16 protein-coding genes and 1 pseudogene are annotated in these 17457 nt (G+C 71.4%); 6 read left to right on the forward strand and 11 right to left on the reverse strand.

Annotated features, from left to right (window positions below):
* Positions 1-2 precede the first annotated feature (2 nt).
* The 6 genes from CUT39_RS04525 to CUT39_RS04550 form a co-directional block, all read right to left on the reverse strand.
* Positions 3-833: an ABC transporter ATP-binding protein gene (locus tag CUT39_RS04525; protein WP_198586879.1), complete on the reverse strand. Its 831-nt coding sequence runs from the start codon at positions 831-833 to the stop codon at positions 3-5.
* Between the two features lie 146 nt (positions 834-979).
* Positions 980-1984 carry a TerC/Alx family metal homeostasis membrane protein gene (locus CUT39_RS04530; protein WP_100444780.1) on the reverse strand — a complete coding sequence of 335 codons (1005 nt, stop codon included), beginning with the start codon at positions 1982-1984 and terminating at the stop codon, positions 980-982.
* Between the two features lie 169 nt (positions 1985-2153).
* Positions 2154-2771, reverse strand: a complete 618-nt coding sequence (locus CUT39_RS04535; RefSeq protein WP_100444781.1) for a GNAT family N-acetyltransferase — start codon at positions 2769-2771, stop codon at positions 2154-2156.
* Positions 2768-4273, reverse strand: coding sequence for an APC family permease (locus CUT39_RS04540; RefSeq protein ID WP_198586880.1), 1506 nt, complete (start codon positions 4271-4273; stop codon positions 2768-2770). Before CUT39_RS04540 ends, CUT39_RS04535 begins: the two co-directional genes overlap by 4 nt.
* A gap of 42 nt (positions 4274-4315) precedes the next feature.
* On the reverse strand, positions 4316-5062 hold the full coding sequence (locus tag CUT39_RS04545; RefSeq protein ID WP_100444783.1) for a GOLPH3/VPS74 family protein: 747 nt from the start codon (positions 5060-5062) through the stop codon (positions 4316-4318).
* A 322-nt stretch (positions 5063-5384) separates the two neighbouring features.
* The gene (locus tag CUT39_RS04550) at positions 5385-6044 is read right to left on the reverse strand and encodes an ArsR/SmtB family transcription factor (protein ID WP_100444784.1); all 660 of its coding nucleotides are present in this window, start codon (positions 6042-6044) and stop codon (positions 5385-5387) included.
* Positions 6045-6135: 91 nt separating this feature from the next.
* Here CUT39_RS04550 and CUT39_RS04555 point away from each other — a divergent pair, with 91 nt between their 5' ends.
* The 3 genes from CUT39_RS04555 (at position 6136) to CUT39_RS04565 (ending at position 9954) form a co-directional block, all read left to right on the forward strand.
* Positions 6136-7482, forward strand: a complete 1347-nt coding sequence (locus CUT39_RS04555) for an MBL fold metallo-hydrolase (protein ID WP_100444785.1) — start codon at positions 6136-6138, stop codon at positions 7480-7482.
* Positions 7479-8723, forward strand: a complete 1245-nt coding sequence (locus tag CUT39_RS04560; RefSeq protein ID WP_100444786.1) for an MFS transporter — start codon at positions 7479-7481, stop codon at positions 8721-8723. Before CUT39_RS04555 ends, CUT39_RS04560 begins: the two co-directional genes overlap by 4 nt.
* Positions 8724-8958: 235 nt before the next feature.
* A complete protein-coding gene (locus CUT39_RS04565; protein ID WP_100444787.1) occupies positions 8959-9954 on the forward strand; it encodes a LacI family DNA-binding transcriptional regulator in 996 nt (331 codons plus the stop codon).
* 24 nt (positions 9955-9978) lie between these two features.
* Here CUT39_RS04565 and CUT39_RS04570 read toward each other — a convergent pair whose 3' ends face one another.
* Positions 9979-10329, reverse strand: a complete 351-nt coding sequence (locus tag CUT39_RS04570; RefSeq protein ID WP_157930478.1) for a hypothetical protein — start codon at positions 10327-10329, stop codon at positions 9979-9981.
* Between the two features lie 125 nt (positions 10330-10454).
* Here CUT39_RS04570 and CUT39_RS04575 point away from each other — a divergent pair, with 125 nt between their 5' ends.
* The 3 genes and pseudogenes from CUT39_RS04575 to CUT39_RS21660 all read left to right on the forward strand — a co-directional run bounded on the left by CUT39_RS04575 (position 10455) and on the right by CUT39_RS21660 (position 13145).
* The gene (locus tag CUT39_RS04575) at positions 10455-11345 is read left to right on the forward strand and encodes an SMP-30/gluconolactonase/LRE family protein (protein WP_100444789.1); all 891 of its coding nucleotides are present in this window, start codon (positions 10455-10457) and stop codon (positions 11343-11345) included.
* Between the two features lie 180 nt (positions 11346-11525).
* Positions 11526-12743: pseudogene (locus tag CUT39_RS04580) on the forward strand (glycoside hydrolase family 64 protein); the annotation flags it as partial.
* Between the two features lie 36 nt (positions 12744-12779).
* A complete protein-coding gene (locus CUT39_RS21660) occupies positions 12780-13145 on the forward strand; it encodes an RICIN domain-containing protein (RefSeq protein ID WP_408611107.1) in 366 nt (121 codons plus the stop codon).
* Positions 13146-13218: 73 nt separating this feature from the next.
* On the opposite strand, the gene CUT39_RS04585 is transcribed toward CUT39_RS21660, so the two are convergent.
* The 4 genes from CUT39_RS04585 to CUT39_RS04600 all read right to left on the reverse strand — a co-directional run bounded on the left by CUT39_RS04585 (position 13219) and on the right by CUT39_RS04600 (position 17450).
* Positions 13219-13599 carry a VOC family protein gene (locus CUT39_RS04585; RefSeq protein ID WP_100444791.1) on the reverse strand — a complete coding sequence of 127 codons (381 nt, stop codon included), beginning with the start codon at positions 13597-13599 and terminating at the stop codon, positions 13219-13221.
* Between the two features lie 129 nt (positions 13600-13728).
* Positions 13729-15645, reverse strand: a complete 1917-nt coding sequence (locus CUT39_RS04590) for a glycoside hydrolase family 127 protein (protein WP_198586881.1) — start codon at positions 15643-15645, stop codon at positions 13729-13731.
* Positions 15646-15648: 3 nt separating this feature from the next.
* On the reverse strand, positions 15649-16464 hold the full coding sequence (locus CUT39_RS04595) for a carbohydrate ABC transporter permease (RefSeq protein WP_100444792.1): 816 nt from the start codon (positions 16462-16464) through the stop codon (positions 15649-15651).
* Entirely contained in the window at positions 16461-17450 is a 990-nt protein-coding gene (locus CUT39_RS04600) for a carbohydrate ABC transporter permease (protein WP_100444793.1), read from the reverse strand. The genes CUT39_RS04595 and CUT39_RS04600 overlap by 4 nt, the downstream gene beginning before the upstream one ends.
* Positions 17451-17457: the final 7 nt, after the last annotated feature.

Genomic DNA, 17457 nt, shown 5'->3' on the forward strand with positions numbered 1-17457 from the left:
CTTTACTGGTTGACGGTCGGCGCGGCCACGGCGCGGCGGTTGTGCCGGCCGAGGGGGCGGCACGCGAGCAGACCGGTGACGGGATCGGTGTCGACTTCGATGTCGATGCCGTAGGCGGCGGTGAGATGCTCGGCGGTGAGCACCTCGGCCGGGTCGCCGGAGGCGAGGACGCTTCCGGCGCTGAGCAGGACCGCGCGGTCGGCGACCGCGGCGGCCTGGTCGAGGTCGTGGAGGACCACGCCGACGGCGGTGCCGTGCTCGTCGGCGAGGTCGCGGATGAGGTCGAGGATCTCGACCTGGTAGCGCAGGTCGAGATGGTTGGTAGGCTCGTCGAGCAGCAGCACGCCGGTGTCCTGGGCGAGGCAGGAGGCGAGCCAGACGCGCTGGCGCTCGCCGCCGGAGAGGGTGTCGACGCCGCGGTCGGCCATGTCGGTGACGCCGCAGATGGCCATGGCTCGCTCGACGGCGGCCGGGCCGGCTTCGTCGCCGGCGCGCCAGCGGCCCCGGTAGGGGTGGCGGCCGTAGCCGACGACGTCGCTGACGCGGACGCCGCCGGGGACCGGCCGGGACTGCGCGAGCAGGGCGACGCGGCGGGCGAAGGCCTTCGGGCTCAGTGCGGCGAGGGCGGTGCCGTCGCCGAGGGCGAGTTCGCCGCTTTCGGGGCGGTGGAGCCGGGCGAGGGCGCGCAGGAGGGTGGACTTGCCGCTGCCGTTCGGTCCCAGCAGGGCAGTGACGCGGCCGGCGGTGAGCTCGATGTCCGCTTGGTGCACAACGGTCTCGCCGTAATAGGCGAGCTCCAGGGCGCTCCCGCGCAGTCCCACGTCATCCAACACGTAGGCAAGGCTAACCTATCTTCCGGCGGCCGCGCGAGGGGGCGCACCGCAGCGTGATCGATCCTCGCCGTCAGCGTGAGCGGACGACGAAACGGGCGCGAGCAGCCCTGATTTCGTCGGCGGCCCGGTCCGGGGAGCCTCCGGAATCAGGCCGTGCGATCGTGCTTCGACGAGCTCGCCTTGAGTGCGCCGGAGTGGGCCTTCACGTCCGGGTCGCGGCGGGTCTTGACCAGGCTCGCGACGGTGACGACCGCGAGGACGGCGACGACCACGCCGAGGCTCACCATGGTCGGGATCTCGGGCATCCGCTCGTCGATGTCGACGTGGATCCAGTGCAGCATGAGCTTGACGCCGATGAACGCCAGGATGATCGCCAGGCCGGTCGACAGGTACACCAGCCGGTCCAGCAGGCCCTTCACCAGGAAGTAGAGGGCGCGCAGGCCGAGCAGCGCGAAGGCGTTGGCGGTGAACACGATGTAGGGCACCTCGGTGACGCCGAAGACCGCCGGGATGGAGTCGAGCGCGAACAGCAGGTCCACGCTGCCGATGGCGATGAGCACGATGAACAGCGGGGTCACGACCCTGCGGCCGCCGACGCGGGCGAACAGCCGCCCGCCGACGTAGTCGTCGCTGACCGGCAGGAACCGGCGGGTGGCCCGGACGACGGCGTTGTCCTCGATGTCGGGGTCCTCGTCGCGGTGCCGGAACAACTGCACGGCCGTGTAGAGCAGCAGCAGCCCGAACAGCAGGAACATGAACGAGAACAGGTTCAGCAGCGCCGCGCCGACGGCGATGAAGGCAGCGCGCATGACCAGTGCCAGCACGATCCCGAAGGTGAGGACCTTGTGCTGGTGCTTGGAGGGGACGGCGAAGGTGGTCATGATGATGACGAACACGAACAGGTTGTCGACCGACAGGCTCTTCTCGATGATGTAGCCGGCGAAGTACTCGGTGCCGTAGTCGCCGCCGTACCAGAGCCCGAACCAGATTCCGAATGCGACGGCGACCAGGATGTAGAACACCGACCAGGCGGTGGCCTCGCGGAAGCCGACCGTGTGCGGGCGGATCGCCGCCAGCACCAGGTCGACCGCCAGCAAGACGACGATCAGGCCGATGGTGGCGGCCCAGGTGAGCGCGCTGATGTCGAGCACCGTTTCCTCCGCAGCGTTCGTTGACTCGTACGGCGGCAAATCTATTCGAGTGCGCACGGGCCCGCTGCACCGGCTCCCCCGAGGGTGCGGCGGGCGACCGCCTCCGGACACGCATCGGCGCGCCCCGTACGAGCGGTGGGCCTGACGGGGCGCGCCGGTGCGTTCGGGGTTACCTCGGTTTTCTCCACATCGGATACATGCTGGGGCCTTCGGGGAGCCGCAGCGGCGGCCCCAGGCTCTCGAAGCCGTGCTTGCCGTACCACTCGGTCAGCGGCACGTTCGCCGCCTCCAGGTAGCCGGCGGTCCCGGTCCGGTCGAGGTGGTTCAGGCCCGCCTCAAGCAGCATGCGGCCGATGCCCTGGCGCTGCCGGTCGGGGTCGACCGCGCAGAACACCAGGTGCAGGTGGGGCCGCTCGGCCGGGTCCGGGTGGTGGCGCTCGAAGGCCTCGTCCAGGGCCTGGAAGCGCGGGAGGTGCTCGCCGCACAGTTCGGCCATGCGCTCGGCGTAGTCCGGCGGCCCGCCGAACGGGTCGCCGGTGAAGTCGAGCCACACCGCGACGCCGGCCAGGTCGCCGCCGTCGTCGAGCGCGGCGTCCACGCGTCCGTGCCCCTCGAGGGCCGGGGCGGCGAGCATCTCGAACTGGCCGGCCATCAGGCGGGCCCGCGTCTCGATGTCGTCGGGCACCAGCCAGTCGGCGACCGCGAGGTACTTGAAGGCGCTCGCGATGCGCTCGGCCACCGGCCGGACGGGACCGGCGTGGCCCTCTTCGAGGATCACGCCCTTCATGAGCGGTCCCCGACCGGTTCGGGCTCGTCCTCCGGCTCGCCGATCACCGCCTGCGGCCCCGAGCCGATCCGCCGGTACAGCTCCGGCTTGGAGCCGCGCAGGATCAGGCCCCAGACGACGCCGACGACGGCGACGGCGAGGTAGACCAGCAGGATCGCGGTCGGCAGCGGGGAGCCGGCGGGGGTGCCGAGCAGGTCGCCGAACGCCACGATCGCCATCACCGTGACCGCGCCGAGCAGCACGGTCGCCAGCGCCGGCGCCCAGCGGGTGCTCCAGGCGGTCTCGCCGCGCCGGTCGCGGGCGAAGAAGGCCATCACCGCGGCCGAGGCGACGGTCACCAGGACCAGGACGCCGAAGCCGCCGGAGGTGCCGAACAGGTAGAACAGCTCCTCCATCGGGTCGAGGCCGGCGGCGGCGTAGATCACCAGCACGATGAGCACGATCGCCGACTGGAGCAGCGAGGACCGCAGGGGCGCGCCGGTGCGGGCGGAGGTGCGGCCCAGCGAGGCCGGCAGCACGTGCTCGCGGCCGAGGGCGAAGGCGTAGCGGGAGACGGTGTTGTGGAACGAGATCGCGGCGGCGACGACGCTGGTTACCAGCAGCACTTCCGCGGCGGTGGCCACGGTGGCGCCCATCTGCTCTTCGATGAGGAAGAAGAACAGTCCGATGTCCATCTCGCGGGCGGCCTCGACCAGGCCCTCGGTGCCGACGGCGACGGTGATCGACCAGGAGGCGAGGGTGTAGAACACCGCGAGGATGCAGATCGCGAGCACGGTGGCGATCCGTACGGTCTTCCTGGGGTTCTTGGTCTCCTCGGCGTACACGGTGGGCATCTCCACACCGACCATGCCGAGGAAGCCGAGCACCAGCAGGGCCCCGGATATGGAGGTGAACAGCAGGGTCGGGTCGAGCGCTTCGACGGTGTAGCCGGCCTCGGAGGGGCTGCCGAGGTTGGAGAAGCTGAACACGACGATGATGGCCATCTCCAGGCTCAGCAGGACGGCCAGGAACCTGCTGTTGAGGTCGACCGCGCGGGTGCCGAGGACGGCGACCAGCAGCCACAGGACGCCGGCCGGTATCCACCATTGGACGTCCCAGCCGAACCAGGATTCGAGCAGCGGCGTCGTGGCCACGCCGAGCAGCCCGTACAGGCCGATCGACAGGGCGGTGTAGGCCACCAGGGCGACCAGGGAGGCGCCGACACCGGCCGAGGGCGAGACGCCCTTGGCGGCGAAGGCGTAGAAGGCGCCGGCGTTGGAGATGTGGCGGGCCATGGTGGTGTAGCCGATCGAGAACAGCACCAGGACCGCGCCGATGGCCGCGAAGGCGACCGGGATGCCGATCTGGCCGGTCATGGCCCAGCCGGTCACGGTGACGCCGGCGATGACCGTCAGCGGGGTGGCGGCGGTGAGCGAGAAGTGGAGCAGGCCCATGACGCCGAGTCGGTCGGCGGCGAGCCGATCGGCGATGGAGCCGATCTGGGGTGGTGGGGCGGTGGACACAGAGAATCCCTTCATTTACCTGTTCGGACGGTTCCGGAAGGATCAAGACCGCTGTGTCATGGCGGCCTCGCCGACCACCACGTCGAGGTGGCCGAGGAGTTTCCGAATGGGGGGTTCGAGCCCGCGGTCGACCGCCTCGAGCCGGTGTCGGCCGAGGTCGGCGTCGGCGAGCCGCGGTTCGAGGCCCATCCGCGACAGCAGGCCGATCAGGAACGCGTCGCGCCCGTTCGGTCCTGTCAGGTCTTCGCGGTTGAGCCCCTGGCGGAGACGTACGAAAGGCCACGCCGCGGCCGACGGGTTCGTCGGCGCGTAGGCGAGACGGCGCCCGAGGATGCCCTGGCGTTCGATCGTGACGAGCCCGCGCGAGGCCATGCGCTCGGCGACGCGGGCGAAGATCCCGCCCGAGCCCATGCCCTGTTCGGCGAGGTACTGCAGCCAGGTCTTCACCGGCTGGGCGGTGTGTTCGGCCTTGACCGCCTCCCACACCTCGAGCATGAGCACGGTGTTCGGCGGTTGGGCCGTGTAGGACAGGACGAGCGACTTGTCGACCAGGTTCACTTTGCCGAAGGCGATGAGCTGTCCGACCACGCAGGCGGCGAGGCCGAGGCCGATGATGCGGGGCCTGACGATCGGCCGCCAGGTCGTGGGGTCCAGGCAGCAGAGGACGAGTTCGTCGGTGAGCTCGGTATCCGGTTTTTTGGACGCCGGACTCTGCCAGCGGATCCGGGGACGGTCGGGGTTCTGGTCGCCGCCGGCGTCGCCGGGCGGGGTTTCCTGGGGTCGGTTCATGGCCCTTTCGCAGGTCGCATGTGATCGGTGTTCCGAGGGTCAGCGGGGATCGGGACGGATCTCGTATGCGGAGCCGCGGTGGCGGCCCGGTTTTTCGGGCGGCGCGGCCGGTCGCGCCGCCCGTGGGGGTGGCGCCCGCTGTGGGGCTGGGCGTCAGACCGGCCCGCGCACGACATTGTGGGGGGATGTTTCACATGTGGCCCAGTCTGTACAGCTAACCCTGTGTATGCGCTCGCCCGCAACCCCTCAAGGCAAAAAACTGCGATCCCCGACATCTCGGTCACCACAGCGGTCACATTGATCTCAGTGGACGCACTCTCCGTCAGCTCGCGGTCTCTGTGGGGAGCTCGGCGAGGCGCCATTCGAGGAGGCCGTCCTCGAGCCGGGCGGCGTCCCTTCCGGACGCGGCGAGGAGCTCGACCGCGTCGTGGGCGAACACGCAGAGCGCGCCGCGGCAGTAGGCCACGACCTTCGCCTCGGCGGGGACCTCGTCGAGCCGGTCGGGCAGTTCGTCGACGGGGATGCCGATCGCGCCGGGCAGGTGGCCGGCGGCGTACTCCTCGGCCGGGCGCACGTCCAGGACGGTGAACTCGCCCCGCTCGAGGCCGGCGAGCAGTTCGTCGCGGCCGACCTGCCGCGGCCGGTCCCCGAGGTAGTCGGCGGCGGCGCGCTCGGCGTCGGCGATGCGCGTGGCGGCGGTGTCCCGGGCGAGGCGGTAGAGCTCGGCCACGTCCTCGCCCGCGAGCGAGTAGTGGATCTTCTGGCCCTCGCGGCGGGCGGCGACCAGGCCGGCGGCCTTGAGGGTCTGGAGGTGGGCCGAGACGGTGGTCAGCCCCAGGCCCGAGGCGTCGGCGAGGACCTCGACCGAGCGCTCGGACTGGGCGAGCAGGTCGAGCAGTTCGAGGCGCCGGCCGTTGCCGAGCGCCTTGCCGACGCGCGCGAGCTGGTCGAACAGCGCCGTCTTCTTCTCCGGATCGCCCATCGCTCCCCCTCGACTTGTATTCCATCATTCTTTGGAATACTGTATCACTGGTCTCGGGGTACCCGCCCCCCGAGAAGAGAAGGAGACCGCGATGACCGACATCGAACCGACGGCCCTGGTCGACGAGGGCCTGGGCAACACCGCCTACCTCCTCGACCTCGGGGACGGGAGCGCGCTGGCGGTCGATCCCGCGCGCGACCTGCGCACCGTCCGCGCCGCCGCCGACCGCACCGGTCTGCGGCCCCGGCTGGTCGCCGAGACCCACCTGCACGCCGACTTCGTCTCCGGGGCGCTCCAGTTGCGCTCGCGCGACCGGGTGGAGATCCTGGCCTCCGGCGCCGGGGGCCGGGCCTTCCCGCACCGGGGCCTGGGCGAGGGCGACGAGGTCGACCTCGGCGGCCTGACGCTGCGCGCGCTCGGCACGCCCGGACACACCGAGGAGCACCTGAGCTACCTGATCCTCGACGGCACGCGGCCGCTGGGGGTCTTCACCGGGGGTTCGCTGCTGGTGGGCGCCGCCGCCCGCACCGACCTGGTCGACCCCGACCGCGCCGAGGAACTGGCCCGGCGCCAGTTCCGGTCGCTACAGCGGCTGCTCGAGCTGCCCGACGAGGTAGCGGTGTGGCCGACCCACGGCGCCGGCTCGTTCTGCTCGGCCCCGCCCGGGGCCGAGCGGACCTCCACCATCGGCGCCGAGAAGGCCGGCAACCCGCTGCTGGCCGCGGCCGACGAGGACGAGTTCGTGGAGCGGCTGCTCGGCGGCCTCGGCTCCTATCCGTCCTACTTCGACCACCTCTCGGAGGTCAACCGGTCCGGGCCGGCGGTCGTGGCCGAACCGCCGACGCTCGAGCCGCTGAGCGCCGAGCGGGTGCGGCGCCTCCAGGCCGACGGCGCGGCCGTGGTCGACGCGCGGCCGGTCCGCGACTTCGGCCCGGCCCACGTCCCCGGCTCGGTCTCCATCCCGCTGCGCGGCCAGTTCGCCACCTGGCTCGGCTGGGTGGTCGAGTTCGGCACCCCGGTGGTGATCGTCCGCGACCCCGGCCAGGACCCGGCCGAGATCGCCTGGCAGGCCGCCAAGGTCGGCTACGAACTCGCCGGCGAGCTGGCCGGGGGCGTCGACGCCTGGGACGGCCCCGCCGCGGCCATCCCGGTGCTGGACCCGGCCGAGGCCGCCGGCGAGGGCGCCACGGTGCTCGACGTGCGGCAGGAGTCCGAGTACGTCGCCGGGCACGTGCCCGGGGCGGTCGGCATCGAACTCGGCGGCCTCGGCGAGGCGGACCTGCCGTCCGGGCCGCTGCTGTCGATGTGCGGGCACGGCGAGCGGGCCATGACCGGCGCGAGCCTGGCGGCGCGGCGCGGGGCGCGGGTGTCGGTGCTGGCCGGCGGTCCGGACGAGCTGGCCGAGGCGGCGGACCTGCCTCTGGCGGACGGCCGATGAGACCGGCCGCCCCGCCCCGCCTGGGCCTGGCCGCCAACCTGGGCCAGTTCAGCCTCCTCGTCGTCGTCAACGCCCTGGTCGGCGGGCTGCTCGGCCAGGAGCGGATCCTCACCGCCTTCGGCGAGGAGACCTTCGGGATCACCTCCTACACCTCGGCGCTGCTGTTCATCGCCGTGTTCGGCGCTACCAAGGCCGGGGTGAACTTCTTCGCCGGGGGCCTGTGCGACCGCTACGGGCGCAAGCCGGTGCTCGTCGCCGGATGGCTGGTGGCGGTCCCGGTGCCGCTGATGCTCATGGCCGCGCCCGACTGGTCGTGGGTCATCGCCGCGAACGTGCTGCTGGGCGTCAACCAGGGCCTGACGTGGTCGACCACGGTGGTCATGAAGATCGACCTGGCCGGCCCGGAGCGGCGCGGCCTGGCGATGGGGCTCAACGAGGCCGCCGGGTACTTCGCGGTCGCCGTCACCTCGATGGCGACCGGCCGGCTGGCGGCCGAATACGGCTGGCAGCCGGGCGCATTCGCGCTGGGCGCCGCCTATGTGGCCATCGCTCTGGGGCTGTCGGTCTTCGCGGTCCGCGAGACCGCCGGGCACGTGCGGCTCGAGGCGGCCGGCCACGTCGGCGGCGAGGCCGGGCTGTCCTCTCGGGAGGTCTTCACCCGCACGAGCCTGACCGATCCGACCCTGTCGGCGGTCAGCCAGGCGGGCCTGGTCAACAACCTCAACGACGGGCTCGCTTGGGGGCTGCTGCCGGTCCTGCTCGCCGCCGACGGGCTCGGCGTGGCCGACGTCGGCCTGATCGCGGCGATCTACCCGGCCGTGTGGGGCCTCGGCCAGCTCGCCACCGGTCCGGCCTCGGACCGGCTGGGCCGCAAAGGCTTCGTCGTGTGGGGCATGTTCGTGCAGGCGGTCGGCCTGGCGGTGTTCGCCGGAGCGGACGGCTTCGCGGTGTGGGCGGGCGCGGCCGTGCTGCTGGGGATCGGCACCGCGATGGTCTATCCGACGCTGCTGGCCGCGATCGGCGACACCGCCCATCCGACGTGGCGGGCGCGCTCGGTCGGCGTCTACCGGCTCTGGCGCGACGCCGGGTTCGCCGTGGGCGCGCTCGTGGCCGGTCTGCTCGCCGACGCCTGGAGCATCCCGGTGGCCATCGCCGCCGTCGCGGCGCTGACGGCCCTGTCGGGCGCGTTCGCGGCGGTCCGGATGCGGGAGACGCACCGGCGTCGGCCGACGCCGGGCTGACGCCGCGGCCTCGGTCGATCCGGCCGACCCCGGCGAACTGCGTCGCCGGGTCTTGGCCCCGTCCGGGCTCAGCCGGATTCCGGTATCCGGGTTCGTCCCGGTCGGGTCGGATCCGAATCGGATCGCCGGGATTCGCCCCGGGCCGTTTCGGCACCGCCCTTGACCGGCCTACAATCGTTTGCGTAATTTAAAGAGCCGATCAATGATCTCAGCGAGACGACAGGGGACCCCTCCAGTGGCCGCGACCATCAAGGATGTCGCCCGTGAGGCGCAGGTGCACATGTCCACCGTCTCGCGCGCCTTCTCCGTGCCGCACCGGGTGCGCCCCGAGACCCGGACCAGGATCATGGAGGCCGCCCGGCGCCTCGGATACCGGCCCAGCCGGGTGGCCAGGGCGCTCACCACCGGCCGCACCCACAATATCGGCTTCATCGTCGCCGACATCGCCAACCCGTTCTTCCCTCCCATGATCAAGGCCGCTGAGCACACCGCCCGCGCCCGCGACTACCACCTGTTCGTGGCCGACGCCTCGGAGGACCCGGCCATAGAGGCCGAACTGGTGGACGCCCTGGCCAAGCAGGTCGACGGCGTGGTGCTGTGCGCGCCGCGCGTATCGAACGCGAAAATCGAGCGGCTCAACGAGACCATCCCGATCGCGCTGGTCAACCGCAAGATGACCGGCATCCCCTCGGTGACGATGGACGTCGTGGACGGCTCGCAGGTGGCGATCGAGCACCTGCTCGAACTCGGGCACCGCAAGATCGCCTACGTCTCGGGCCCGCGCCAGTCGTGGACCAACTCCCAGATCCGCCGCTCGGTGACCTCCACGGCCGACGACCGGGCGGAGGTGACCGTCCTCGGCCCGAACACCCCGAACGAGGACGCCGGGCTCGCGGTCGCCGAGCAGGTCGCCAGCAGCGGCATCACCGCGGTGCTGGCCTACAACGACCTGCTCGCCATCGGACTCATGGAGGGCCTGCACAGCCTCGGCGTGGACGTGCCCGGACAGGTCAGCGTCATCGGCATCGACGACACCGTGCTCGCCCGGCTGGCGAGGCCGAGCCTGACCACGCTCATCGTCCCGACCCCCGACGCCGGGACCGCCGCGATCGACCTGCTGCTCCAGTACGCCGCGGCCGATATGGGCGAGGAGGAGCCGCGGGGCGGGGCGCACATCTCCCTGCCCACCAAACTCGTCGTCCGCGACTCGACCGCTCCCCCGCCGGACTGACACCGGTGTTCCGACCGGCGGGTGTCAGTGCATGTCCTTCCAGGCGATGATCCCGACGTCGATCGCGTCGGCCAGCGCGGTGAGCGTCCGCACCGGCACCCGGTCCACACCCGACTCGCGGAGCCCGACGAGCCACGAGGCGACGATGATGAGCCCCCTGCTCGGCGGGCCGCCGTCGCGGATGACCGCGCGCACGTCGTGGAGGAGTCCCTCCAAACGCTCCGGTGAGTCGGCCGGTCCGCCTGCTTCCTCGATCGCTCGTATCTCGGCGCGCAGCCGGTCCCGAACCTGTTCCCCCGTCAGTACATCGACCTCGTTCGCCGGCACCCAACTCAACACCGGTTCCCGCGGCCGCCAAGCCCCCGCTTCAGTCACGACTCCATGATCCCAATCGTCCCGCCGTGAGCCTCGGGCCCCTCCGGTGCTGAGTGACGCCCCATTCGGGCTCTCCGGTCGAGGCGGTAGATTCGCCGTCGAGGTCTCCGACGGAAGGATCCCCCATGGGCGGCACGCCAGTGAGTTTCGAGGTCTTCGACGGTCGCTTCAATGTCGGCGGCGACAACTATCTCGAATGCCTGTTCTCGGACGCCAGGTGGACCGAGGGGCCGGTGTACGTGCCGTCGGGGCGGTACCTGCTGTTCAGCGACATCCCGAACGACCGGTTGATGCGCTGGGACGAGACCGACGGTTCGGTGAGCGTCTTCAGGTTCCCGGCCGGTTATGCCAACGGGAACACGCTCGACCGGCGGGGGCGGCTGGTCTCGTGCGAGCACGGCGAGCGGCGGGTGACGCGGACCGAACTGGACGGCTCGGTCGCGGTCCTGGCCGACCGCTGGGAGGGCGGCCGGTTCAACAGCCCCAACGACGTGGTGGTCTCCTCGGACGGCGCGGTCTGGTTCACCGATCCGCAGTACGGGATCGACAGCGACTACGAGGGCCATGCGGCCGAGCCGGAGATCGACGGCTGCCACGTCTACCGCATCGACCCCGCCTCGGGTGCGGTGGCGCGGGTCGCCGACGACTTCCAGCGCCCCAACGGGCTCGCCTTCTCCCCCGACGAGTCGCGCCTCTACGTCTCCGACACGAGCGCCGGTCACATCCGGGTCTTCGGCGTCGACGGCGGCGGCCTGTCGGGCGGGGAGGTCTTCGCGGCCTCGCCCGGCGGGAACCTCGACGGCATGCGGGTCGACGTCGCCGGCCGGGTCTGGGCCGCTGCGGCGGACGTGAACTGCTTCGACCCCGACGGCACGCGGCTGGCGAGGCTGCCGATTCCGCAGCCGGCGGTCTCCAACCTGGTCTTCGGGGGCCCGAAGCGCAATCGCCTGTTCGTGTGCGCGACGAACTCGGTGTATTCGATGATGCTGAAGACCAACGGGGCCTGGCGGCTCTGAACGGCGTTCGGCAACTCCGAGTGAGGCCGCATCCGGCTGTCAAGTAATTGACGTAGGTCTATGTATGTGCTAGAAAAAGTAGGACGAACTTGAGAGAGCGCTCTCTCTCGCGTATATGGACCAGGTCCAGAAACACGAGAGCGCTCTCAGTCTCCTGGAATGAGAGGACCGATCGTGACCATGCTCTCGCGAAGAAAGATGATCACCGCCACCGCCGCCACCGGCGTCGTCGCCGCCAGCGCCCCCTGGTGGCACCGCATGGCCGGAACCGAGGCCGAAGCCACGCCGGCCACATGCGAGCTCGCGCTCGCCAACCGCACCGACACCTCCGCGGTCAACGCCTACGTCACCGGCCGCGAGTTCGGCACCGACCGGATGATGGTCCTGCGCCCCGACGGCCCGTACTACATCGAGGAGCCGCCGGGACCGGACACGCCGCTGCCGGTCGACGCCGCGATCCCCCTCAACGCCCCCGGCGCCGACCCGGTCGTGATCACCCTGCCGCGCATGTACGGCTCACGGGTCTACTTCGTCCGCGAGGACACCATCGACTTCTACGTCAACCCCGGACCGGCGCTGGTCGAGCCCGCGCTGCACAACGCCGAGGACTCCAACTACGAGAAGATCGTCTCGTTCTGCGAGTTCACCTTCAACGACTTCCAGCTCTACATCAACCTCAGCTACGTCGACCTGGTCACCGCCCTGCCGATCGGCATCCGCCTGCAGGGCAACGGCGACCACAGTGTCGCGCCGCTCCCGGCCGGCGCGGTCGAGGCCATCGCCGCGGATCTGAACTCCCAGGCCTCCTCGGACGGGCAGCCGTGGGACGAGCTGGTCATGCGCGGCGACGACGACCGGGTCCTGCGGGTGATGTCGCCGCAGAACATCATGGCGACCCGGCTCGGCCAGCCGGACATGCCGTTCGAGGGCTACTGGAGCGACTACGCCGACCAGGTCTGGGAGCACTACCGGCACAACGACCTGCGGGTCGACCTCCAGGGCGGGCGCGGCGTGCTCACCGGCCGCGTCCAGGGCGACCGGTTGGTCTTCGACGACGGCTCGACGTTCGGCAAGCCGAACGACTGGGACATCTTCACCTGCGACGGCGGGCCGTTCGCGAACAATCCCTCCGACTCCCCCGAGCGGAAGGGCGCGCTGGCGCGGCTGGCGGCGGCGTTCAACCGCAGCACGATCCTCAGCCACGCCGACCAGCCGAACGGCGCCGCGGTCGAGGAGTTCTACCAGCACCCGGTGACGAACCACTACTCGCGGGTGGTGCACGCCAACTCCCCCATCGGCTACGCCTTCCCCTACGACGACGTGACGCCCGACGACGCGCCCGACCAGTCCGGCGCGGCCTTCGACCCCGAACCGGGCCGCCTGACCCTGACCGTCGGCGGCGGCTCCGCCAGCGGCTCCGCGAGCGGTCCCATCATCGGCTACGCCGGCAAGTGCATGGACGTCGAGGGCGGCGGCAGCGCCGACGGCACGCCGGTGCAGCTCTACACCCGCAACGGGACCGCGGCGCAGGAGTGGACCTTCCACGAGGACGGCACCATCCGGGCCCTCGGCAAGTGCCTCGACGTCGCCGGCGGCTCGACCGCCAACGGCGCCAAGGTGCAACTGTGGACCCCCAACGGCACCGGCGCCCAGCAATGGGTCCTCACCGACGCGAACGAGCTGGTCAATCCGCAGTCGGGCAAGTGCATCGACGTGGCAGGCTGGGACTCGTCCGACGGCACCGACCTGATCATGTGGGAGCGCCACGGCGGCGAGAACCAGAAGTGGTACCCGGCCTGAGGCACCCGCGCGGTCGGGAACCGCGGACCGGGCGCACCGGGTCCGCTACCGGGCACCGGCGCCGATCGCCCTCTCAGCTCCAGTCGAACCCTTTGTTGCGGCACAGGCAGAAGGGATGTCCCACCGGGTCGGTGTAGACCTGCCACCCGTATCCCTCGGGCCCGATGAAGTTCTTTTGCAGCGTCGCGCCGAGTTCGACGACGCGGCGCTGCTCGGGCTCGAACTCGTCGACCTCGAAGTCGAGGTGGTACTGCTTGGGGTGTTCGTCGCCGGGCCAGGTCGGGGGCCGGTAGTGCTCCACCCGCTGGAAGGCGAGGTAGAGGTCGCCGAAGCGAATGCTGGCCCACATCTCGTCGCTGCCCTCCGCGATCTCGCGGTCGACGACCTTGGCGTAGAAGTCCGCGAGCGCCATCGTGTCAGGGCAGTCGATGATGAAGTCGGTGAATTTCAGCATCGGGCGATCCTGCCACGGGAGCGGAAGCCGGGCGGACCACGGCCCCGGGCCCGGATGACGGACGTCTCGCCGCCGCGCCGGGCGATCAGGTCGGGACCGGGTTCCGCGGGCGTCGGCTCGGTCCCCGGTTCAGCTCGTCGGCAGGAACACCCGCATCGCCGCGCTCCCCCTCCGGGCCCACCGGTGGTACGGCACCAGGCGGACCGCGCGGCCCGGCTCCCCCGGCGGCAGCCCCTCCGGCGCGGTCGAGCGGTAGGGCACGCGGCCCGAAGCGCCCGGCTCGGCGGCGGCCGACCTCATCCGCACCACGGCGCCGTCGCCCTCGGGCCGCGGCGGCTCGGTCGGGTCGAGGCGGGCGTCCTCGAGCGACCAGCCTTGCGGCAGGTCGAGCGACTCGACGCACAGCACCAGCGGCCCGCGCTCGACCGCCGCGCACCCGCGCACGGCGTCGATGCGATCGTCGGGCCAGGTCAGCCGGGGCGCCACCGGCAGGTCGAGGACGACGACGTCGCCGCGGCCGAGCCCGCGCGCCGTCGCCCAGCCCGGTCCGGCGGTGCGCTCGCCGGAGCGGTCGGCGACCGTGGCCCCGTCGGCCCAGTGCGGCACCCGCATCCGCAGGTCGACCGGGTGGCCGGGCGCCTCGAGGACCTCGACGCGAACGGTCCCCTCGTGCGGGTAGTCGGTCTCGATGCGCAGCGCCAGGCCGCCCGTGGCAAGCGCGAGGCGCACCTCGCCGGGGGCGTACTGCAGCAGCGAGACGGTCTCCCCCTCGACCGAGGCGGCGTAGGTCTGCCAGGAGGCGAGGGTGCGGGCGAGGTTGGTCGGGCAACACGAGACGTCGAACCAGGGCGCCCGGACGCCGCCTTCGGCGCGCGGGTTGACCTCGCCTGGCTTGACATCGGCGGCGGCGGTGCGCTGGTGCAGCGGGTTGGCGTAGAAGAAGGAGCAGCCGTCCTCGCTCGGCGAGGCTGCTACCACGTTGTAGAGGGTGCGCTCGATCAGGTCGGCGTACCGGACGTCGCCGGTGGCGAGGTAGAGCCGCCACGAGACCATCACCGATCCGATGCCGGCGCACGTCTCGCAGTAGGCGCGGTCGGGCGGCAGCTCCCAGTCCTCGCCGAAGCCCTCGTCCTGGTGCCGGGAGCCCATGCCGCCGGTCAGGTAGGTCCGGCGTTCGACGCTGCGGTCCCACTGCCGCGCGACGGCCCCCAGCAGGCCCGCGTCGCCGGTGTCGACGGCGACGTCGATCGCGCCCGCGGCCAGGTAGAGGGCGCGCACCGCGTGCCCGCGCCAGGCTTCGGCCTCCCGCACCGGCAGGTCGTCCTGGAAGTAGGTGGCGTCCAGCAGTGCGACCGGCCGCAGCGTGCCGTGCCCGCGCCGGTCGACGAACCGGGCCGCCTGCTCGGTGTACCGCCGCTCGCCGAGGGCGCGGCCGAGTTCGGCCAGGCCGACCTCGATCTCGGGATGCCCGCACAGGCCCGCGCGTCCGTCGTCGCCGAACTCGCGGCACACGTGGTCGGCGGCCCGCCGCGCGATCTCGACGAGCTTGTCCGGTCCGACCGTCCGCGCGCGGGCTACCGCCGCCTGCAGCAGGTGCCCGGTGCAGTACAGCTCGTGCCCCGACGGCAGGTCCGAGTACCGCGGCTCCTGGCCGGGGTGCCCGTAGCAGGTGTTGAGGTAGCCGTCCTCGTCCTGGGCCGCGGCGATCCGGTCGACCAGCGCCTCGAGGGTCTCGTTCGCCCACGCCCGCCCGGTGCGGCCGTACTCCCAGGCGAGGGCCTCGACCAGCTTGTAGATCTCGGAGTCGGAGAACTGCCAGCCGGGCCGCCCGCCGCCGGTGGAGCCGTCGGCGACGCGGTCGAAGTTCGCGATCCATCCCAGGCGCTCCATCCACTCCAGGCAGTGGCGCAGGGTGGCGTCCGAGTTCGACCGCTGGAGGCGTTCCCAGAAGCCGCCGGTCAGGCGGATCTCGTCGAGTCCGAGTCCTCGGCGCGGGCCGGCGGGCGGGGCGACCGGCACGGGGCGGGGGGCGGTGCTGTCTTCCACGTGTCAATCCTTCACGGCGCCGGCGGTCACTCCGGCTGCCACATAGCGCTGCGCGACGACCAGCAGGATCGCCGCGGGGAGGGAGGCGATCGCGGCGGTGGCCATGATCGCGTTCCACTGGGTGGTGTTGTTGCCGATGTACTGGTAGATGCCGAGGGTGATCGGGATGTACTCCCCGGCGCGGTTGAGTGTGGAGGCGAAGATGAAGTCCGACCACGCCCACAGGAAGGCGAACAGGGCCACCGTCAGGGTGGAGTTCCGGCTCACCGGCATGACGATCTTGGTGAAGATGCGCCAGGATCCGGCGCCGTCGATGCGCGCGGCGTGCACCAGTTCGCGCGGGATTCCGGCCATGAAGGTGGCGTACAGCAGCACGCCGAACGGGACGGCGATCGTGGAGTCGGCCACGATCAGCCCCCACACGGTGTTGAGCAGGTCCAGGCGCACATAGATCGCATAGAAGCCCATCGCCATGACCACGGCCGGGATCATCTGGGCCACCAGGAGCAGGAAGTTGAGCGTCCGGCCGCCGCGCAGGTGGAGGACGGCCAGTGCGTAGCCGGCCGGGGCGGCGATGGCGACGGTCAGGGCGATCGAGCCGAAGCCGATGACCAGGCTCGTGCCGAGCGAGGGCAGTTGCTGCGACAGGGCGGCCTCGTAGCCGTCGAAGGTCGGGTCGGACGGGAACCAGTTGGGGTCGCTGCGGCGCAGGTCGCCGGCGTCGGTCAGCGAGACGTTCACCATCCAGTAGACGGGGAACAGCATGAGCGCGGTGAGCGCCACGCCGAGCGCGGTCTTCCACAAGGGCCTGCCGGTCATGACTTCTCCCAGGAGCGCTGCATCCGCAGGTGGATGAATCCGAACACGAGCGCGATGACGATGAGCAGGTTGCCGATCGCGGCGGCCGGCGAGAAGTCCGGCTGGCCGGTGCCGAAGGCCTCCCGGTAGGACCACACCGCGAGGGTGAGGGAGGCGTCGCCGGGTCCGCCGGTGGTCATGATCCAGACGACGTCGACCACTTTGAGCGTATAGATGAAGCCCAGCAGCAGCGTGATCGCCGAGACCGGGCGCAGCAGCGGGAAGGTGATGCGCCAGAACCGGGCGCGGGCGCCCGCGCCGTCGATGGCGGCGGCCTCGTAGAGCTCGCCGGGGATCTGCTGCAGCCCGGCGTAGAGGATGACCAGGTTGAACGGGATGCCCAGCCAGATGTTGGCGATGATGACCGCGACCAGTGCGGTGCCGGGCGAGGTCAGCCAGTTGATCTGATCCCCGCCGAAGGCCTGGATGACGGAGTTGATGATCCCGTGTTCGCTGTTGAGCATCCACGACCAGGTCGAGGCCGAGACGATGAGCGGCAGGAGCCAGGGCACGAGGAACAGTGCGCGCAGCACGCCCGAGAGGCGGAAGTTCGAGTGGAAGAACACCGCCAGCGCCAGCCCGATCGCGTACTGGAACAGGATGGAGACGATGGTGAACAGGGCGGTGTTGAGCAGGGCGGTGCCGAAGGAGTCGGAGGCGAACACTTCGGCGTAGTTGGCGAATCCGGCGAAGTCGGGGTCGCCTTGGACGAAGGCGCGCACGGTGTAGTCGTGCAGGCTCAGGTCGAGGTTGCGCCAGAGCGGGTAGGCGTAGAACAGCAGCAGGTAGGCCAGTAGGGGCGCGGCGAAGCCGAGCGCGGTCCACTGCCGGGCGGAGCCGGGAACGCCGCGGCGCCGGTGCCGGTCCGGGGGCGGCGCGGCGGGCCGGTGGCCCGCCGCGCCGCTGTCGGACGCACGCCCGGTCGCGCCGACCGAAGTCGTGGTCATGAGCGGG

It is taken from the genome of Glycomyces xiaoerkulensis (genome assembly GCF_002798405.1).
Classification (GTDB): domain Bacteria; phylum Actinomycetota; class Actinomycetes; order Mycobacteriales; family Micromonosporaceae; genus Glycomyces; species Glycomyces xiaoerkulensis.